General features: G+C 47.1%; 15 protein-coding genes and 2 tRNA genes. 11 read left to right on the top strand and 6 right to left on the bottom strand.

Translation table 11 applies throughout. The features are described from left to right. Positions 1–79: 79 nt before the first annotated feature. A tRNA-Glu gene (locus V7P87_RS10265) sits at positions 80–155 on the bottom strand. A 13-nt stretch (positions 156–168) separates the two neighbouring features. Further along, a tRNA-Ala gene (locus V7P87_RS10260) sits at positions 169–244 on the bottom strand. Between the two features lie 314 nt (positions 245–558). Between V7P87_RS10260 and V7P87_RS10255 the strand changes: the two genes are divergently transcribed. Beyond that, on the top strand, positions 559–1,602 hold the full coding sequence (locus V7P87_RS10255; RefSeq protein ID WP_333797345.1) for an XrtA/PEP-CTERM system-associated ATPase: 1,044 nt from the start codon (positions 559–561) through the stop codon (positions 1,600–1,602). Positions 1,603–1,663: 61 nt separating this feature from the next. Here V7P87_RS10255 and V7P87_RS10250 read toward each other — a convergent pair whose 3' ends face one another. The 4 genes from V7P87_RS10250 to V7P87_RS10235 are packed head-to-tail and all read right to left on the bottom strand — an operon-like array spanning position 1,664 to position 6,473. Then, positions 1,664–3,322, bottom strand: a complete 1,659-nt coding sequence (locus V7P87_RS10250) for a hypothetical protein (RefSeq protein WP_333797344.1) — start codon at positions 3,320–3,322, stop codon at positions 1,664–1,666. Then, positions 3,303–4,232 carry an XrtA-associated tyrosine autokinase gene (locus V7P87_RS10245; protein WP_333797343.1) on the bottom strand — a complete coding sequence of 310 codons (930 nt, stop codon included), beginning with the start codon at positions 4,230–4,232 and terminating at the stop codon, positions 3,303–3,305. The genes V7P87_RS10250 and V7P87_RS10245 overlap by 20 nt, the downstream gene beginning before the upstream one ends. Continuing rightward, on the bottom strand, positions 4,229–5,821 hold the full coding sequence (locus tag V7P87_RS10240; protein ID WP_333797342.1) for an XrtA system polysaccharide chain length determinant: 1,593 nt from the start codon (positions 5,819–5,821) through the stop codon (positions 4,229–4,231). The genes V7P87_RS10245 and V7P87_RS10240 overlap by 4 nt, the downstream gene beginning before the upstream one ends. A gap of 22 nt (positions 5,822–5,843) precedes the next feature. Then, entirely contained in the window at positions 5,844–6,473 is a 630-nt protein-coding gene (locus tag V7P87_RS10235) for an XrtA/PEP-CTERM system exopolysaccharide export protein (RefSeq protein WP_442967953.1), read from the bottom strand. Between the two features lie 184 nt (positions 6,474–6,657). Between V7P87_RS10235 and V7P87_RS10230 the strand changes: the two genes are divergently transcribed. The 10 genes from V7P87_RS10230 (at position 6,658) to V7P87_RS10185 (ending at position 19,479) form a co-directional block, all read left to right on the top strand. Further along, positions 6,658–8,064, top strand: a complete 1,407-nt coding sequence (locus V7P87_RS10230; protein WP_333797341.1) for a TIGR03013 family XrtA/PEP-CTERM system glycosyltransferase — start codon at positions 6,658–6,660, stop codon at positions 8,062–8,064. Between the two features lie 4 nt (positions 8,065–8,068). Further along, positions 8,069–8,917, top strand: coding sequence for an XrtA system polysaccharide deacetylase (locus V7P87_RS10225; RefSeq protein ID WP_333797340.1), 849 nt, complete (start codon positions 8,069–8,071; stop codon positions 8,915–8,917). A 35-nt stretch (positions 8,918–8,952) separates the two neighbouring features. Further along, positions 8,953–9,984, top strand: coding sequence for a FemAB family XrtA/PEP-CTERM system-associated protein (locus V7P87_RS10220; protein WP_333797339.1), 1,032 nt, complete (start codon positions 8,953–8,955; stop codon positions 9,982–9,984). Between the two features lie 3 nt (positions 9,985–9,987). Further along, complete coding sequence (locus V7P87_RS10215; protein WP_333797338.1) at positions 9,988–11,199, top strand: TIGR03087 family PEP-CTERM/XrtA system glycosyltransferase; 1,212 nt, start codon at positions 9,988–9,990, stop codon at positions 11,197–11,199. Then, positions 11,196–12,692 (top strand): exosortase A, encoded by a 1,497-nt coding sequence (gene xrtA, locus V7P87_RS10210; protein ID WP_333797337.1) that lies wholly within the window; start codon positions 11,196–11,198, stop codon positions 12,690–12,692. The genes V7P87_RS10215 and xrtA overlap by 4 nt, the downstream gene beginning before the upstream one ends. A 4-nt stretch (positions 12,693–12,696) precedes the next feature. Then, the gene (locus tag V7P87_RS10205) at positions 12,697–13,896 is read left to right on the top strand and encodes a TIGR03088 family PEP-CTERM/XrtA system glycosyltransferase (protein WP_333797336.1); all 1,200 of its coding nucleotides are present in this window, start codon (positions 12,697–12,699) and stop codon (positions 13,894–13,896) included. Position 13,897: 1 nt separating this feature from the next. After that, positions 13,898–15,787: an XrtA/PEP-CTERM system amidotransferase gene (locus V7P87_RS10200; protein ID WP_333797335.1), complete on the top strand. Its 1,890-nt coding sequence runs from the start codon at positions 13,898–13,900 to the stop codon at positions 15,785–15,787. An 11-nt stretch (positions 15,788–15,798) separates the two neighbouring features. Next, positions 15,799–17,007, top strand: a complete 1,209-nt coding sequence (locus tag V7P87_RS10195; RefSeq protein WP_333797334.1) for a TIGR04063 family PEP-CTERM/XrtA system glycosyltransferase — start codon at positions 15,799–15,801, stop codon at positions 17,005–17,007. Further along, the gene (locus V7P87_RS10190; protein WP_333797333.1) at positions 16,997–18,121 is read left to right on the top strand and encodes a glycosyltransferase family 4 protein; all 1,125 of its coding nucleotides are present in this window, start codon (positions 16,997–16,999) and stop codon (positions 18,119–18,121) included. The genes V7P87_RS10195 and V7P87_RS10190 overlap by 11 nt, the downstream gene beginning before the upstream one ends. A 74-nt stretch (positions 18,122–18,195) precedes the next feature. Beyond that, positions 18,196–19,479, top strand: a complete 1,284-nt coding sequence (locus V7P87_RS10185; protein ID WP_333797332.1) for a phenylacetate--CoA ligase family protein — start codon at positions 18,196–18,198, stop codon at positions 19,477–19,479. Positions 19,480–19,544 lie beyond the last annotated feature (65 nt).

The following is a 19,544-nucleotide window of genomic DNA, read 5'->3' as shown; positions in this document are numbered from 1 at the left end:
ACCCCTGTTACCGCCGTGAAAGGGCGGTGTCCTAGGCCTCTAGACGAAAGGGACACAGTGCTGTTATCGGTGAATGTATTGGCGTCCCTTAGGGGATTCGAACCCCTGTTACCGCCGTGAAAGGGCGGTGTCCTAGGCCTCTAGACGAAAGGGACACATCGTAAATTTTGGTGGAGCTAAGCGGGATCGAACCGCTGACCTCTTGCATGCCATGCAAGCGCTCTCCCAGCTGAGCTATAGCCCCACACGATATTGCTAGCACACACTTAATCGCTTAACTGCGTTGCTTCACAAGACGAGGCGCATTCTATGAGGCATACCTATATGTGTCAATACTTTTTTCCAAAGCAGAATCTGTTCGGGCATTTTTTAAACATGACGGCGAAAATGCGCGCAAAAACAGTAGCATCGGTGCATTTTTCTGCACAAATCTGCCGATGGTGATAGACACAAATTTGCCGGATTTTTGCCCCTGCTGTGATATGATTCAGCTGTTTTTGACTGTGTAAATTTGCTGCACAGTTTGTTAAGTTGCCGCAACCTTAGGGATAGTCACTGATGTACGAAGCGTATTACGGATTTCACGACCGGCCATTTCAACTCACGCCAAATCCGCAATGGTTTTTTGCCAGCAAGTTGCATAAACGTGCCCTCGCCTACCTGCAATATGGCTTAAGCCAGGGGGAAGGTTTTATTGTGATCACCGGCGATGTGGGGACTGGAAAAACCACTATTGCCAATCAGCTGCTCGGCAAATTGGACCATCAGCGTATTATTGCCAGACAAATTGTCAGCTCTAAGCTTAGCCCGGACGACTTGCTGCGCATGATAGCTTCGGTATTTCAGCTGAACGTCAAAGACAATAATAAAGCAGCTTATCTGGAAGCCATTTCTAATTACTTAACCCAATTACATCAGCAGAATAAAAGAGCTTTGTTGATCGTGGACGAAGCGCAAAATCTACCGCTGGAATCGGTGGAAGAACTTCGGATGTTGTCCAATTTTCAGTTGGCTGGTAAACCTTTGCTGCAAAGTTTTTTGCTTGGGCAAAATGAGCTGAACGCCATTATCCAGTCACCACAGATGGAGCAATTCAGGCAGCGGATTATTGCTTCATCCAATTTGTCGGCCTTAACTCCGGAAGACTGCCAGGCTTATATTGAATATCGTATCGCTCAGGCAGGCGTGAGTCGTCCACTGCTTGATACGGCTTGTTTTGCGCTGATTCATCAATTTAGCCAGGGTATTCCACGCAAAATTAATAACCTGATGGACAGGGTTTTACTCTTTGGCTTTTTAGAAGACAAAAACCTGCTGACGGCGCAGGATGTTCAGGACGTTATTCAGGAGATCCGTGGTGAAGTGGCACAACAGACACCACAGCAAGTGTCGCCCCTACCCGTTGCAGCGACCGCTACAATCAACACAAGTACCAACACAGTTACGCAGCCACAAAACCCATACCATGCCATGCTCAATGAATTGTCAGGTCTGCTGGATAGTTCATTAGAGCACAAAATTAAGATGGCCAAAGAGCTTGATCTATTGCTGAATCAGCAGCATCAGCAAGTGATGAAAAAACTGGATAAAGACAACAACTAAACAGAGCAGGCAAACAGCAAAAAGGCAGCCTTAGCTGCCTTTTTGCTGTTTGCCTGCTCTGTCAAAAATTAAATTTAATATCAAAAGACAATCTGTTTTCCTGATAATCCAGCTCACGCCCCTGGTAATCAATTTCAGTATGCCTTGCTGTCAGTCCAGCAGTAAGCTGAGGATTGATCTGACGGTTAAAACTCAGCGAGTTGCTGGCTTGAGTGCCTTGTCTGTTACCAAGACTGTTACCGAGGCCGTCATCGCCATCAAACTTAAGTTTTGAATAAGACGAAGTTGCTGTCAGGCTGTTGCGTTTGGATAGTTGCCAGTTGACATTGAGCGAGGCCGATCTGTCCTGCAATTCAGCATCCTGCTCCAGATAGATGTCCCTACGTTCACCCAGTTGCAACTGCAGCTTCAAGCGGCTGAAGTCATAACCAAGGTTGTAATTCACCGCGCGTCTGACCACCAAAGTATCGTTTAAATCTTCACCCGGCAACTGGATATTATAATAACGTTCCCCCGGCTGCGGCCGGTATTGCGCTGTAGGTGGCTGGAAACAACTAGCCAAACCGGGCGTTACTCCGGGCGGACACACAAACAAACCAAACTCGGCGTCGCCGGCATTTAATGCCAGTAAGGAATTCACGCTGTCAGATACCCGAACCGCCATTGTAAAGCGTTTTAGGTTATAACTGCCGGAAAGCTCAGCTGTACGGCCGAAAAACCTTTTATCCAGACTTCCGCTTAACTTTGTACGCCTTGATGGCTGAAAATTAAACTGCGTACCGACATACTCACTTTCACCAAGGAAGTTATTAATTTTGTTGTAAGTGACATTCCACCAGGAGCGGTCTGAGATACTCCATTCAAAACCGCCGCCGACACTTTGAAAACTGCGGTAATTAGCAAACCGTGAATTTAAAGACTCAAGGCCACTGTTACTTTCAAAACTGCCCTGCGCTATCATGGCAACCCGCCAGAAAAACGGCACACCAATCACAGCATTGCCGCGTCTGTTATACAGATCTTCACCAAATTCCCGGCTGGTTTTCTGACCATTGGTCCGAAAACCATAAAAAAACTTACTGGCGCGGTTACGGGACTTGATTTCGGCACTGCCACTGAGCACTTCGTTATCAATACCTGTACCTGCAAAGGGGTCATCATCAAACAGTACAGAAACACTTCTGTCCGTACTGGCTTTACTGGCGTTCACATCTACAAAGCCGTTCAACCAGTTATAAGGGTCAAAGCGATAACCTGCGCCGGCTTCTTTGGTCTGCACCTTGGCCATATCGCCGCCAGCAGTAATTTCATCCACATAGCGGGATACATTTGATGTTGCAGCGCGATAGGACTGGCCTGCACCAAGACGTAACGACAATTGATCTCGCAGGAAACTGGCTCTGTTAGTCAGCCGAAAGTCAGTATAACTTTCGTTGTCTCTTTGCTCATCCCGATAGACCACAGCTTTTTGTTCTACATTCAGCGCTGATTGCAGCCATGGATTGTCGTACCTAAAACTGACCCCCGGAGCCAGGGTCTGCGCCAGACCCCGATCTGTGCCATTGTCTGCCGCTTTAAGCCGGTATGCATGTGTTTCCAGTGTCAGGCTGGGGATCACATCCACAGCACTGAACACGGGTGTGCTCAAAACCAGCAAAGGCAAGGACAAGACCCCACCAATGCTGACAGAACGCACTTTGTTATTCCGCATAATATCCATAACCGTAGCCATATCCTTTATCACGACTGTAATATGCTTTATTGATCACAAAACCAACAGCCAGTTCTTTTGGCAATAAACTCAACGCCTTATCAAGCTCATTGAGTTTGGTTTTATTCTCTTCTAGCACCACAACGGCCTGACCACACATACCAGCCATTACACAAGTCTCATTGACACCAAGCAGAGGCGGCGCATCAAAAATCACGATCCGATCCGGATAACGGGATGCAAACTCCTGCACCAGTTCCATCATCTTGTCACTGGCCAGTAGTTCAGTGGATAAATGATGGGGTTTACCTGCGGTAATAATCTTCAGACGTTCAACATTAGTACTGTACATAATGTCAGAAACATCAACGTCATTTGAACTCAGATAGTCGGTTAAACCCAGCTGTGTTGAGATCTCCAGCGTCCTGGACACATTCGGACGCAGCACATCCGCATCAACCAACAGCACTGTTTTATCCTGTTCCAGCGCGATACTGAGTGCAAGATTGATCGATGTAAAAGTTTTACCTTCACCTGGCCTGCTACTGGTGACCAGTATCAGGTTCGGATGATGCAAGGTTTTGCTTAAACTGCCAAAGGCGTTATTAATCAGTTTGCGTTTGATTACACGAAACTCTTCATAAATCAGCCGCCGTTCTGTAGCCATTGACACAAAATTACGTTCACTGAGGCTTGCAAGGTCAATATTCAGCATCAGCTTCGGCGCTGTCGCAGTGTCAGCAACTACAGCAGCTACTTCGCTGTTTTCCGACTGCTCGTTAGGAGAATCAGACGGTGCAACCGCAGAGACTTTGACGGGTTCAGCATTTTGAGTTGTTGTGCTGTTTTCAGCGATAGGTTCAGCTGTTGCCGGGTTCATCGCCCCCAGTTTATCCAGAGCTTTTTCTATTGTGCTCATAACAACCGTCCCAATAATTGTTTGGCGGTAAAACCAAAGACCATTTCATTGGTTACCAAGAGGCAATAGCTGAATAACAACATGCCGCTCAGCGCAAGGAAATACACCAGATGTTTTTTATTCTGCCGCAGTAAGGTCGCTTTTTGGGTATGAGACACCAGACCAAATACCGGAAAATCGGAAATAGTCTTCAGCTGCAAGGCACTTGTAACCACAGGCTGCAATTGGCTGCGGGCAAAGGCCATAAAGACACCGGCAGCAATACCACCAAACAACACCAAAGTGTAAAACAGCACACGCGGTGGTCCGGATGGCTTCATCGGTACATGAGGAGGTTCGATAATCTTAAATTGCACATCTTGCTGCGACTCATCTGCTTTTTGAGATAAATCAATCGCTTCGCGTCTACTTAACAACTCTTCATATTTGGCTTTGGTAATTTCATAATCACGGTTTAAACCGGTAAATTTTGCTTCAATATCCGGAATGGTATTACGCTGGGATTCGAGCTGTGCCAGTTTTTCCGAATAATTACGCACCCGCACACTGACAGAAGCCATTTCATTTTCCAGACGGGCCACATTAAGCTTCAACTCCTGATACACCTGATTCTGATTTAGACTGCTGGCTGTACCGGGTGACGATGCCGCTACTTGCTCCAACTGAGCGATATCAGCGTTACGAAGCTCCTTTAAAGTTTCAATCAGCTTTTTGGTTTCAACTACGTCAGGGTGCGCTTCGGTGTAGCGGATAAGCAGAGCATCCATCTGGTTTTGTAGCGCACGGATCCGCTCGTCGTATTGTGAACTGAATCCGGCTGGAGCCCCTGTGCTGTAGTCAAACATCACCGGATCTTCCCCCTCTAGCTGGCGGCGTGCCGAAGCTAGCTGGCCTTCAAGCTCGCGCATTTGCAGTTGAGCTTCTTCCAGACGTTGTTTTTCTGCTTCTATCCGGGCGTAAAAACCGGTATCAGCAGTCGGACCTGTCAGCAGCTCGTTTTTCTTAAACTCAGACAAACGTGCTTCAGCAGCTTCAAGCCTGCTTTCATATTCTTTAATCTGGCTGTCGAGAAACTCTGCGGTCTTTTTGTTATCTGCTGCGGCATTACCCACCCTGCTTTCGACAAAAATATTCAGCGTTTCCTGCACCAGGCGTTTTGCCAATTGCGGGGATGCGTTGGTATAAGAAATGACGTAAATATTTTCGCGGCCAGCAGAGGACAGCTTTATATTTTTCTGAAGACCGTCTATCAGATTTTCATAAGATTGCCGGTCAGAGACCGTGACGTCCAAATCTGTTGCCATGGCAATTTTTTCCAGATTTGGCCGGCTTAACAGTGTTCTGGCCATCAGCTGAATTTCTTCATCCGGGTTGGTTCTGATAGTCAACCCCTGCAGCGCCGGATCAAGAATAGAGCGGGTTTCTACATATAACTTGGTGTTGGCTTCATAAGTCGGTGGCATATTAAATACCACCAACCAGCCAATAGGACAAATCACCCAGGCGGTGATGACAATATAACGGCGCCTTAACCAAACTCCCTGTAAATAGATGAGCAACATCTCTATTGCAAGGTTTAATTCCTTCATCGAACTACTCCAGCGACAACAATCAGAACCAAGCTTCCGGAATAATTACGATGTCACCAGGCAACATATCCACGTTGGCGGAAATATCGCCTTCACGGATCAAATCGTCGAGTTTCACTTCATAACTGACCTGTTTACCATTGACGGTACGAACCAGTTTGGAACTATTGCCACTGGCAAACTCAGTTAAACCACCTGAGGCGATCATTAAATCAAGCAGCGTCATATATTGGCGGTACGGATAAGCCTGGGGCTGGGCAGCTGCACCAATAACACGAACCTGCTCACTATAGGGACCGACAAAACCATTCACCGATACTGTGACCACAGGGTCGCGGATAAACTTAGACAAAATGGTTTCCATTTCACGCGCCAACTGAGTTGGAGTTTTACCGGCAACGGCTATGTCTTCAACTAAAGATGTCGTAATTTGACCATCTGGGCGCACGATAAATGAGCCGGACAACTCAGGGTTGCGCCAGACAAAGATGTTAACAGTATCGTTGGGGCCAATCAGGTATTTGTAATCGGTAACTTTTGTTGTCAATGAATTGTGAACTGTGGCAGGCGCTAACTGATTACTGCTACAGCCCTGCAGCACCAGCATCGCGCCAATGGCGAAGATTTGAGCCAAAACTAACTTTGCATTCATATATTGCGTCCTTATTGCTAATGCGTTTGTAATATAACCGAATTTTACAACGATGTGGCTGCAGACATAAAAAATTAATTTCAGTTTTATTCACACAAGCGTATACTTCTCCAGCAAATTCACTTAGTCAAGTGGACAAATTTTAAAACTGAAATTGTTGTTTCAGACTCAGGAAGAAGTGTGAATGAATAAGGCTGTTCGATTCGGGAAAAATACGCTGGCTGATAAGTTATTTTTACTTGGGGAAATGTTGTTATTACTCGTTTCCAGCCTGCTAGCCTCGTACATCTACTCTTTTTTTCAGCCGGTTGACCAGGAACTGGCTGCCATTAATGCTGTCCTTTTTACCGGCAGCGTGATGTTGTGTGCACTTTCTGTTGGCCTTTATGACCAAAAACTGCGTGAAGACACGGGTGGTGTTTTTAAACGCGTTGTTATCACCTTGATTCTGGCCGGTATTTTGCTGGAGCTGGTCATTTTTAGCATAGTGCCTTCTCTACACTTAGGGCTGGCCTACAGCCTTACCGCTTCTTTCTTGTCAATGCTTACCCTCACCTCTTTTCGCATGTTGTTCCAGTATCATGACATTACTAAAATCAGCCGCCGCAAAGTGATGATATTAGGTTCAGGTGAAAGGGCTTCAATTATTGAACGACGTATGCGTCGTAACGTCGATAAAAGAAACTTCGAAGTACATGGTTTTGTATTTATTGATGGCGACCAACCTGGTCACATTCCTGAAGCAAGAACGATACATTTTGATTACAAAAATAATTTGTACGAATATGCCTGTGAGCATGAAATTGAACAATTAGTCATCGCTTGTGATGAAAGACGCAATATGTTGCCTGTTGAACATTTATTCAAATGTAAAACAAGAGGCATAGATGTTATCGAAATCCTCGATTTTATTGAGCAGGAAACCGGCCAGATTGCAGTGAACCTGATTTATCCAAGCTGGGTCATTTACTCCAATGGTTTTGAAATGAACCACAGATTTAAAACCAGTCTGGATCACCGCTTAAACGCCTTGCTGGCAATCTGTGTATTACTGGTAGTGTGGCCGCTGATGCTGATCACTGCCCTTGCCATTTATCTTGATGACGGCCGCCGTACCGGTACCCCAGTGTTATACAAACAAATCCGTATTGGCATCGATGGCAAACCCTTTCATATTCTGAAGTTTCGCAGTATGAGAGCTGACGCGGAAAAAAATGGCGCCAAATGGGCCACTGTCAATGATGACCGCGTGACCAAAATTGGTGGTTTTATCCGTAAATACCGTATTGATGAACTGCCACAACTGTTTAACATTATTGTTGGTGATATGGGTTTTGTTGGTCCTAGACCGGAACGCCCAGAGTTTGTGGAAAAACTGGTCAAAGAAATTCCGTATTACAATCAGCGTCATAATGTAAAACCAGGTTTAACCGGCTGGGCACAGCTGAAGTATCCTTATGGTTCTACCACTGAAGATGCCCAGGAAAAACTCAAGTTTGATTTGTATTACATCAAACACCGTACCCTGCTGCTTGATCTGGTTATTCTGATCCGTACCGTTGAAATTGTCCTTTTTGGCAAAGGGCGTTAAATCGATGACATTATTGCCAAAATTAAACGCCTTAACGGTGGACGTAGAAGACTATTTCCATGTCGCCGCTTTTGAAAACAATATCAAGCCTACTGACTGGCATGGTCTGGAGCCAAGGGTTGACCGCAACACCAGGCAACTGCTGGATCAGTTTGACCGTAATGGCGCCAAAGCCACGTTCTTTTTTCTCGGCTGGGTCGCAGAACGTTTTCCGGAACTGGTCAAAGAAGTGAAACGCCGGGGTCATGAAGTGGCTAGCCATGGTTATGCCCATACCCGCGTGCATCAGCAAAGCCAGGCCGAATTTACCGCTGATATAGTCAAAGCTAAAGACATTCTGGAACAACTGACCGGTGAAGCTGTTATTGGCTATCGTGCACCTAGTTTTTCAATTAACAAACAAAGTGAATGGGCCTTCGAAATTCTTAAACAGGCCGGTCATTTATATAGTTCCAGCACTTATCCGGTAAAACATGATTTATACGGGGTACCGGACTGGCCACAGCAGCCTTATCTGCGCCCGGAAGGGATTTGGGAAATCCCAATGCCAACCCTGAACATATACGGCCGGCAGTTACCCATTGCCGGTGGTGGTTATTTCCGCTTAATGCCGTATTGGCTCAGTAAAAAGCTGATCAGTAAGTTTTTACATAACGACCAAATGCCTTATATGTTTTATTTCCACCCCTGGGAAATAGATCCGGCGCAGCCCAGAGTGGCAGGCGCTGGTCGCAAATCCAGATTCCGGCATTATGTCAATCTGGACAAAATGGAAGACAAACTGGATCGCCTGCTGACTGATTTCCACTGGAGCAGTTTGGGTCAGGTGTATCAGGACACACTAAAGCGCTGAAATAAATTCAATAAAAACACAACTAAAGGATTTAGATGTATCAGATCAACACTTTAGCCCTGGATGATCCAATGCGCAGCGCATGGGACAGCTTTGTTGACCAACACGAGGACGGTACTTTTTTTCATCTTTGCGGCTGGCAACTGGTGTTGCAGCAAAGCATGGGCCACCCAACCTACTATTTATATGCTACAGAGCAAAGTAGGATTGTTGGTGTACTGCCGCTGGCCTGGGTAAAAAGCAAACTTTTTGGCAATGTGCTGGTTTCAACCCCCTTCTGTGTTTATGGCGGCGCTGTTGGCGCCCCCGAAGTACGACGTGCGCTGGAGCAAAAAGCCATTGAGATTGGCCGTGAACTGGGTGTTGATCACGTTGAACTGCGCTACCGCGATCCCCAGGACAATGACTGGCTGACCCGAAGCCAACACGCCACTTTTGGCTGTGAACTGGCCGACGATGATGCGGCCATTCTGGCCGCTATTAAAAAGAATCAACGGGCGCTTATTCGCAAAGCCCTGCAAACAGAAATGAGCTGGCAGCTCGACAGCGACAATCAGGACTTTTACGCTATTTATTCCGAAAGCCTGCGCAACCTCGGTACGCCGGTATTCAGTAAGCAGCTGATTGATGCACTACAGCAGGTATTCCCTGAACAGACTGAAATTCTGACCATCAGAAATGGCCACGAAGCTGTGTCATCTGTGTTTAATTTTTATTATAAAAATCAGGTACTTCCCTACTACGGCGGCGGTAAACCCGTGGCACGCGAGCTGAAAAGTAACGATTTGATGTATTACCAGCTGATGTGTCATGCCAAAAAAGATAAAAACTGCACTTTTTATGATTTTGGCCGCAGCAAAATCGACTCCGGCGCTTACAGTTATAAAAAGCACTGGGGCATGCAACATCAGTTATTGCATTATCAGTTTAAGCTGATTAACGCCACTGAACTTTCCAACCTCAGCCCAAACAACCCGAAATATCAGTTGTTTATCAAAATGTGGCAAAAACTGCCTTTGGCGGTCAGCCGCTGGCTGGGCCCTAAACTTGCGCATTATCTGGGGTAAAAGATGGCAAAGCCAAAGCTCCTTTATTTATGCCACCGCATTCCTTACCCTCCGAATAAAGGCGATAAGATCCGCTCCTTTAATCTGCTTAAAGCACTGGCAGAATACTTTGAGGTGTATCTGGGGTGTTTTGTGGATGATGAGTACGACTGGCAATATCAGCAGAGGCTCACAAGCTGGTGCTCAGAGTTTAAATGTCTGCCACAACACAAAACGCTGGCCAAGCTGAAAGGTTTAACATCTTTTTTAACTGGCAAGGCAATTACCGAACCCTATTATTTTGATGCCAGAATGCAAATTTGGGTTGATAAAACCATTGAGAAGCATCAGATCAATAACGTTTTTATTTTCTCGTCAGCAATGGCGCAGTATGTTGATAAACCACAGTATGGCCATTTACACCGGGTGATCGATTTTGTTGATGTGGATTCAGATAAATGGCGGCAGTACGCGCAATCACATCAGGGACTGATGAAATGGGTGTATCAGCGAGAACACAACAAACTGCAACAGGCCGAACAAAAATACTGTGAACGTTTTAACCATAGTTTGTTTGTCTCTCCAGATGAAGCACAGTTATTCCGCTCTCTGATGCCGACCGGCTGCAGTGATAAAATTAAACATCTGCTCAATGGTGTTGATGTTGATTTTTTTGCTCCTGAACAAGCAGCTACAGTCGCAGAAACAGAAGTTCCGTTAAACAGACGCTACCTGGTATTTACCGGCGCTATGGACTACTGGGCAAACGTGGACGCGGTTCGCTGGTTTGCCGATGAAGTTTGGCCAGCTTTAGTAGCGGCGCAGCCGGACTTGCATTTTATTATTGCCGGCGGTAATCCTACTGCAGAAGTCAAAGCTTTAGCACTAAAAAACAATATTGTTGTGACAGGCCGGGTCAAAGATGTCCGCCCTTATATCCAGCAGGCATTGTTTGTAGTAGCACCACTTCGCATCGCCCGTGGTATTCAAAACAAAGTGCTTGAAGCCATGTCGCTGAATAAAGCCGTGGTTGCGACAGACATGGCAATGGAAGGTATCAACGCACCCCAGTCGTGCTGGTTGCGTCAGACAGACTCAGCAGAAACCTTTATCGCGTACTGTATGGATTTACTGCAAAATCCAGTTGACGACATAGGGGCAAGACTATGGGTTATCGAAAACTTTACCTGGCAAGCTACACTTGCCCCCTTGCAACAGCTGGTTACTGAAGCATGAAGCTATCTGCCATCAGCAAGACATCATGGGGTTTGCTTGCAGCAACGCTGATTCTTTGGGCTTTGTTGTTCTGGCCTACCCTGCTGCAGCTGGAATCTGTCTGGCAGGGTTCCGATACATACAGTCACGCCTATTTTATTCCAGTGATTGTATTATGGTTATTGTACCGTCGTCAGACGGATGTTCAGGATCTTCCTAAAGCCGACTGGCGTCTACTTATTTTGCTGGTACCACTGCTGTTTTTGTGGCTGATTGGATTTGCTTCAGATACAGGCGCCCTGGCCCAACTTGCCGCTATTGTTTGCCTGCAATTGATTTTGGCCGGTTGGATGGGATTACGCCTGGCTAAACATCACCAGTTCGCTGTGTTTTATCTGATTTTTATGCTGCCCTTCGGCGAAGAGTTACATCCCTTATTGCAGAATATCACCGCAGATTTATCGGTATGGTTTTTACATCTTGCGGCAATTCCGGTGTTTCGTGAAGGTTTATATCTGACCACGCCGGTGGGACACTTTGAAGTGGCTGTCGCCTGCTCTGGTCTGCGCTTTTTAATTACATCTCTGGCGATTGGCACTCTGTACGCCCATCTGACCTACCTGAGTTTCGTGCGGCAACTGTTGTTCCTACTGGCGCTGATTTTATTTTCGGTACTGGCTAATGGTCTGCGTGCTTTCCTGCTGATCTATATCGCCGAACAAACGAATATGGCCTATGGCTTTGGTGATGACCATTATGTATACGGCTGGCTGGTCTTTGGTCTGGTGCTAATGATCATGTTTTGGCTGGGTGGTAAATTCAGTGATTTACCCACAGAAAACCGGAATAAACCGACCACTCAATCCAGCGCCGGCAACCCAAACGACAACACAGCACAGACAACAGAGCGCAAAACCAAGGGGCAAGGATTTACTCTGGCGCAATTTGGTTACCTGACCGCACTTTTTGCCGGTTTTATGCTGTGGCGGCTGAGTCTGCCATTGACTCCCGTGCCTGCCGCCCCCTCTGCAGCCCTGATTGCTTCAGATGTAGTACCAGTACCCGATTCGGACTGGGGTATTGCGTTTGTCGCCAGCCAAAAACAGAGTTTATTAAAAGCGGCAGATGGCTTTGAGTTTTTCCGCGCTGAATATGCTCACCGCCAGCAAAAAGGTGAGCTGGTGAGCTGGAGCAACAAACTGTTTAAAGACAAACACTGGACCATCACAGCGCGGCGCCCCTGGCTGCACAATGGGTTAGAAGCAGAAATTATCACCCTGAAGAGTCTCAGTGGTTCCACCCGCACTGTCCTCTACTGGTATCAGGTCGGCGACCAGACAACAGTGAGCAGTTGGCGTGTAAAACTGGCACAAACTGTTGCTTTATTGAGTGGTAGTTCTGGCGCAGGCCAGTTTAATGCCGTATCTGTGCAAGCCGAACTGAACGCAGATGATCAAAAGCTGCAAAGCGCTGTAACAAGATTACAACAATGGGAAACACCCCATGGCGGATAAGCTTATGCCGTCTTCACAGCCAGAGCAGGACGCAGCACCTGGAAACAAACAACACCAGTTACATATAGTGCATTATGTGTGGGGTTTTCATACCGGTGGCCTGGAAAATGGTGTGGTCAACCTGATCAATCATTTACCTGAAGGCTTATACCGCCACAGCATCATTTGCCAAAAAGGTTACGATCCGGCTTTTTTCGCCCGCATCCGCACTGCCAACGTTGCCATTTTTGATATTGCCAAACAGGACGGTACTGATCTCGCGCTGTTCTGGCGTTTAACCAAGCTGTTACGCCAGTTAAAACCCGATGTTTTCCACAGTCGCAACCTCAGTACCATGGAAGGCCAGCTTATCGCAGCGCTGCTACGGGTTCCGTTACGACTGCATGGTGAACATGGCTGGGATGTCAGCGATCTCGGTGGCACCAACCTGCGCTATCAAAAGTTGCGCCGATTGTTAAAAGGTTTTGTGCACCAGTTTGTCGCCTTGTCATCCGAAGCAGAACATTATTTAACGGCAGTGATCGGCGTTTCGCAGCGGTGTGTGCATCGTATTTGTAATGGTGTTGACCTAAGCCGCTTTGAGAAAAACAGTGCAACTGCGGACAATCAGCAAACACTGCCCTGGCGCTTTCAGCCATCACAACTGGTGTTTGGCACAGTAGGCCGTATGGCAGCAGTAAAAAACCAACAATTATTACTCGAAGCTTTTATTCTGCTCTGCCAACGTTACCCGGATAGAGCCGCAGAGTTAGGTTTATTGCTGGTTGGTGACGGCGCACTGCGACAGAGTCTTGAACAAAGGGCCATTGCCGCTAATGTGCAGCATGCGGTGGTTTTTGCAGGCAACAGCAATAACGTTCCTTTGATGCTGAGTCAAATGCAGGTGTTTGTATTGCCTTCTCTAGCCGAAGGCATTTCAAATACTATCCTTGAAGCTATGGCCAGCGGCTTACCGGTAATCGCTTCAAAAGTTGGTGGCAATCCGGAATTATTATTACCCGCCCATCACAGCAGTCATTTATTCGAAAGTAATAATGTGGAACAACTTGCCGATTGTATGGCACTTTATATAAAACACCCGGAACGGTATCCGGAAGACAGTGTTTTGGTGAAAAACCACTGCCAAAACAACTTTAGTCTCGATAGCATGGTGCAGCGCTACCATCAGCTTTATCAGTCAGTCAGTAACAAGGATCTTATTTAACATGTGTGGAATCGCTGGCATTTATTTTCCGACTAGCCAACAACAACCCGATGCCGACACCTTAAGGCAGATGAACGACAGCCAGTTGCATCGGGGTCCGGACGCCGGTGATTATTTTTTTGCGCCCGGTGTTGGTTTGGCGCACCGCCGTTTATCTATTATCGACCTTGATGGCAGCCCTCAGCCGATGCGCACGCCCGACAACAGCGTTTGTGTGGTATTTAATGGCGAAATTTACAACTTTAAAGAACTGCGCACAGAGCTGCAGGCCAAGGGTTATCAATTTATCAGTCAGGGCGACACCGAGACTATTCTGCATGCCTGGCGCGAATGGGGTGTGGATTGTGTGCATCATCTTCGCGGCATGTTTGCTATTGGTATCTGGGATGCAAAAGCGCAGAGCCTGTTTTTGGCCCGTGACCGGCTCGGCGTAAAACCGATGTTTTACAGTTTATTGCCAGGCAATGAGTTTATTTTTGGCTCTGAGTTAAAAGTATTAAAGCAGCATCCAAAATTTGACCGCACACTGCGCCATACCGCCATTGAAGACTATTTCACTTTTGGTTATGTGCCTGAACCTTATACCATTTATCAGCACTGTTTTAAGCTTGAACCAGGGTATCGCATGTTGTTAACCCCTGGCATGACCAGCCTGCCTGAGCCGGAGCAATATTGGGATATTCCGACAGAGTGGAACAATGATGTCACCTCCACAGAAGCCCAAAACGAGCTGGTAACCCGGTTTAAAGAAGCCGTTGGCATCCGGATGGTGGCAGATGTGCCGCTTGGCGCCTTTTTATCCGGCGGTGTCGACTCATCTGCAGTAGTTGCCATGATGTCGCAATTACAAAGTGAACCGGTGAACACCTGCGCCATTGGTTTTGACGTACCCACTTTTAACGAAACCGAATTTGCCCAGATGGTGGCTGACCGTTACCACACCAACCATAGTGTGCAGGTGATCAGTCAAAACGATTTTGAGCTGATCGATATGTTGCCGTCGCTCTATGACGAACCTTATGCCGACAGCTCGGCTATGCCCACTTACCGGGTTTGCCAGATGGCGCGTAAAAAAGTAACAGTGGCGCTTTCCGGTGATGGCGGTGACGAAGTGTTTGCCGGTTACCGTCGTTACAATATGCATTTACATGAAGATAAAGTGCGCAACCTGTTGCCACTTGGCCTGCGTAAAGCCATTTTTACCCCACTTGGCAAGTTGTACCCAAAACTTGATTGGGCGCCGAAATTTCTGCGTGCCAAAACCACTTTTCAGTCGATGGCGATGGACTCGGTTGAGGGGTATCACAACTCTATCTCTATTTTGCGCGCTGACGAGCGTGAAAAGCTGTTTTCCGCTGACTTTAAACAAAAGCTCAATGGGTACAATTCGCTGCAAGTATTCCGCCGTTATCAGAAAAACACTCAAGCGTTAGACCCGTTAAAAACTGTGCAATACCTTGATTTAAAAACTTATTTAGTGGGCGATATCCTCACAAAAGTCGACCGTGCTTCAATGGCGCATTCACTGGAAGTGCGGGTGCCCTTTTTAGATCATAAATTTATTGAATGGGCTTTTAAGCTTGAATCAAGTGCCAATCTGCAACAGGGTGTGGGTAAATTCAGTTTGAAAAAACTGATGGAACCTCATCTGCCGCATGATGTGTTGTACCGCAAAAAAATGGGCTTTTCTGTACCATTAGCCGACTGGTTCCGTGGGCCGCTACAGCAAAAATTACAAGACAGCGTCTTATCAGAGCGTATGCTCGGCTGTGGTATTTTTGACCCCGCTCAATTAAAACGTTTAGTGAAAGATCATATCAGCGGATTAAAAGACAACAGTGCATCACTCTGGACCTTAATGATGTTTGATGGCTTTTTAAGGTTGGAATAAGGCATATCTATATGAAAATTCTGCACTTATTCGACCATTCAATTCCGCTGCACAGTGGTTATACCTTCCGCTCTCGCGCTATTTTGCAGCAACAAGCCAATATGGGTTTTCAGACTTGTCATGTCACCAGCCCCAAACAAGGTGAATGCCAACAACCGATAGAAACAGTGGATGCTTTAACTTTCTACCGCACTCAGGCACCACAAAGCTGGTGGGCCAGATTGCCGGTGATTAACCAGCTGGCCTTTATTCCGGCGATGAAAAAACGTTTGCTGGAGGTGATTGCACTGGAAAAACCTGATCTGATTCATGCGCACTCCCCTGCACTGAACGGCATGGCAGCCCTGCTTGCCGGTAAAGCGGCCGGTATTCCGGTAGTGTATGAGGTAAGGGCTTTTTGGGAAGATGCTGCAGTTGATCACGGCAGCTGTAGAGAAGGCGATTTACGCTATCGCCTGACCAAAGCCATGGAAACATATGTGCTCAAAGGTGCCGATGCTGTCACCACCATTTGTGAAGGTTTACGCAAAGATATGGTCGCGCGTGGCATAGCAGCCGATAAAATTACGCCTATCCCTAATGCAGTTAATGTCGAACAGTTTCAGTTGATTAACCAGAAAGACCAGCAGCTGGCAGAAAAACTTGGCCTGCAAGGTAAAAAGGTACTGGGTTTTCTCGGGTCTTTTTATGCTTATGAAGGGCTGGATTTATTGGTAGCGGCTATGCCGGCCATTTTAAAGCAGGTGCCGGACGCCGTGTTATTACTGGTGGGTGGTGGCCCGCAGCAACAAGCGCTCGAGCAACAAATTCGCGAACTGGGGCTGGAGCGGCATGTGATCATGCCGGGCCGGGTGCCACACAGTGTGGTGAACAGCTATTACAGTCTGGTCGATTTACTGGTGTATCCGCGTAAATCAATGCGCCTGACTGAACTTGTCACGCCGTTAAAGCCGCTGGAAGCAATGGCTCAGGGCAAGGTGCTGCTGGCATCTAATGTGGGTGGTCATCACGAGCTGATTGAGCATGGTAAAACCGGTTGGTTATTTCAAAGTGATGATGTGAACGCATTAAGCACTACTGCTGTTGAATTATTAAATGCTACGGAGCAATGGCCACAAATCCGACAAAATGGCCGCAACTTTGTAGAGAATGTAAGGAACTGGCAACAATCCTGCGGCCCTTATCAGGCCATTTATCAAAGGCTTTGCCATGCAAAATGAGCTCGCCGGCCTGCGGATTTGTTTAATTGGCCCTATTCCACCGCCAGCCGGTGGCATGGCCAATCAAACACGTCAGCTGAAATTATTACTGGAGCAGGAAGGCGCCATTGTCAGCATGGTGGCTGTCAACGCGCCTTATCAACCGTCTTTTATCGGAAAAATACCGGGACTTCGGGCCTTGTTTCGTTTATTGCCTTATCTGCTGCATTTATACCGGGCCATAGGCCAAACTGATGTTTGTCATTTAATGGCCAATTCCGGCTGGTCCTGGCATTTATTTGCAGCGCCCGCTATCTGGATTGCCCATTGGCGCAAAAAACCTATGGTGATGAATTATCGTGGTGGCCATGCCAAACAGTTTTTCGAAGGGGCCTGGTCTGTGGTTGGCCCCTCGGTGCGCCGTTGTAGTGCTGTAGTGGTGCCTTCGGCCTATTTACGCCGTGTGTTTGCTGAATTTGCCACTGATGCAGTTGTGATACCCAATGTGCTGGAACAAAAACGCTTTTATCCGGCCGCTGATTTAAATGCCAAACTCACAGTGATCCCGGCAAAACCTCATCTTATTGTGACGCGCAATCTTGAAGCTATTTACGACATTGCCACCGCAGTTCGTGCTTTTGCCCTGCTCAAAACCAGCTTCCCTCAGGCAACATTGTCGGTGGCAGGTTCTGGCCCGGAAGAACATGCACTCAGAGCACTTTGCCAGGAATTAAAAATCAGCGATTCAGTGCATTTTCTCGGCCGGCTCCATGCCGACCAGATGGCTGAGCTTTATCGCAGTGCAGATTTAATGCTTAATACGAGTTTGGTGGATAACAGCCCTAATTCTGTGATTGAAGCGCTGGCTTGTGGCATACCGGTATTAACAAGCAATGTGGGTGGTATTCCGGATTTAGTCTCTGACGGTGTGGATGCTGTGCTATTGCCACCCGGTGATGCGGCACTTTTCAGCCAGCACGCCGTCGAAATCTTAACCAACAACAGGCTGCGTCAACAGTTGATAGAAAATGGCCTGGCAAAAACTGCCCGTTTTGCCTGGTCAAGTGTCAGCCAGGCCCTGTTTCATACATACCAGACAGCAATCAGCTCCCGCAATCAGGCAGGTTCACAATGAGCACTTCTTTATATACAAAGCTGGTAGCCGGGCTATTGTTTCCCCTTCACGAGTGGTTGAAAAATCACCACACCGTGAAAGAGTTTAAGCGCCTTGAACAAAGCCAGTGGCAAAGCAGCAGTGACATTGCCAGCATTCAGTCACAAAGACTACAGGCGTTTATTCAAAGCATTTACAAGCATGTGCCCTATTATCGCGAACTGTTTAAAAAACTTTCGTTAACACCGGATGATATCTGCACTGCTGCTGACTTAACTAAACTGCCATTTTTAACCAAAGATGTGATCCGCAACCATTTTGAACACTTTAAAGCCGACAATGCCGGCCCGCTGAAACGCTTTAATACCGGCGGCTCCAGCGGCCAGCCATTGGTATTTTTGCTGGGGAACGAGCGTGTTTCTCATGATGTGGCGGCAAAATGGCGCGCCACCCGCTGGTGGAATGTAGATATCGGTGATAAAGAAATTGTGGCCTGGGGCTCCCCTATTGAACTCACCAAACAAGACAAGATTAAAATCTGGCGCGATAAACTATTTCGCTCCACCCTTATTCCGGCCTTTGATTTAACCGAAGCAAAGCTCCTTGATTTTATTAAACAAATACAAGACACCAAACCAACAATGTTGTTTGGTTACCCTTCAGTGTTTCACCTGATTGCACAAAGCGCCGTTAAACATCAGATTGATTTAACCGGTCTTGGCATTCAGGTTGTGTTTGTTACATCAGAACGCCTTTACCCCTACCAGCGTGAACTGATTGAGCAGGTATTTAATGCCCCCGTTGCCAATGGTTATGGCGGCCGCGATGCCGGTTTTATTGCCCACCAATGCCCCGCAGGCGGCATGCATATCAGCGCGGAAGAAATAGTGGTTGAAATTGTTGACCGCGAAGGCAAACCGGTCGAAAAAGGTGTTCAGGGGGAAATTGTGGTCACTCACCTCGCCACCTCCGAGTTCCCTTTTGTGCGCTACCGCACCGGCGATATTGCGGCTTTATCCACCCAAAGTTGCAGTTGTGGCCGCGGTTTGCCTTTACTGGAACAACTCGAAGGCCGAACCACCGATTTTGTAGTGGCAGCTGACGGCACTATGATGCACGGCCTTGCATTGATTTATATCCTGCGTGACATCGCAGAAATCGACGGATTTAAAATCGTTCAGCACAGCCTGCAATATACTGAAGTACAAATCGTTACTGCCAATCACCAGCTTCAGGAAACAACCGAACAATCGATTATCCGGCAGTTAAAACAGCGTTTGGGCCAGGACGTTGAGATTAAAATTCAATATGTGTCCGAAATAGCCCCCGAAAAATCAGGCAAGTACCGGTATGTTATAAGTAAGGTAACGGCATTATGATAGACCAGCTTTATTTGCTTGCCGTTGTTGTCGCGGTGATCTATCTGTTTCGCTGGTCAGCCAAT

The organism is Rheinheimera sp. (genome assembly GCF_036782235.1).
In the GTDB taxonomy this organism is placed as follows: domain Bacteria; phylum Pseudomonadota; class Gammaproteobacteria; order Enterobacterales; family Alteromonadaceae; genus Pararheinheimera.
This window is presented reverse-complemented; position numbering and strand designations above follow the sequence as displayed.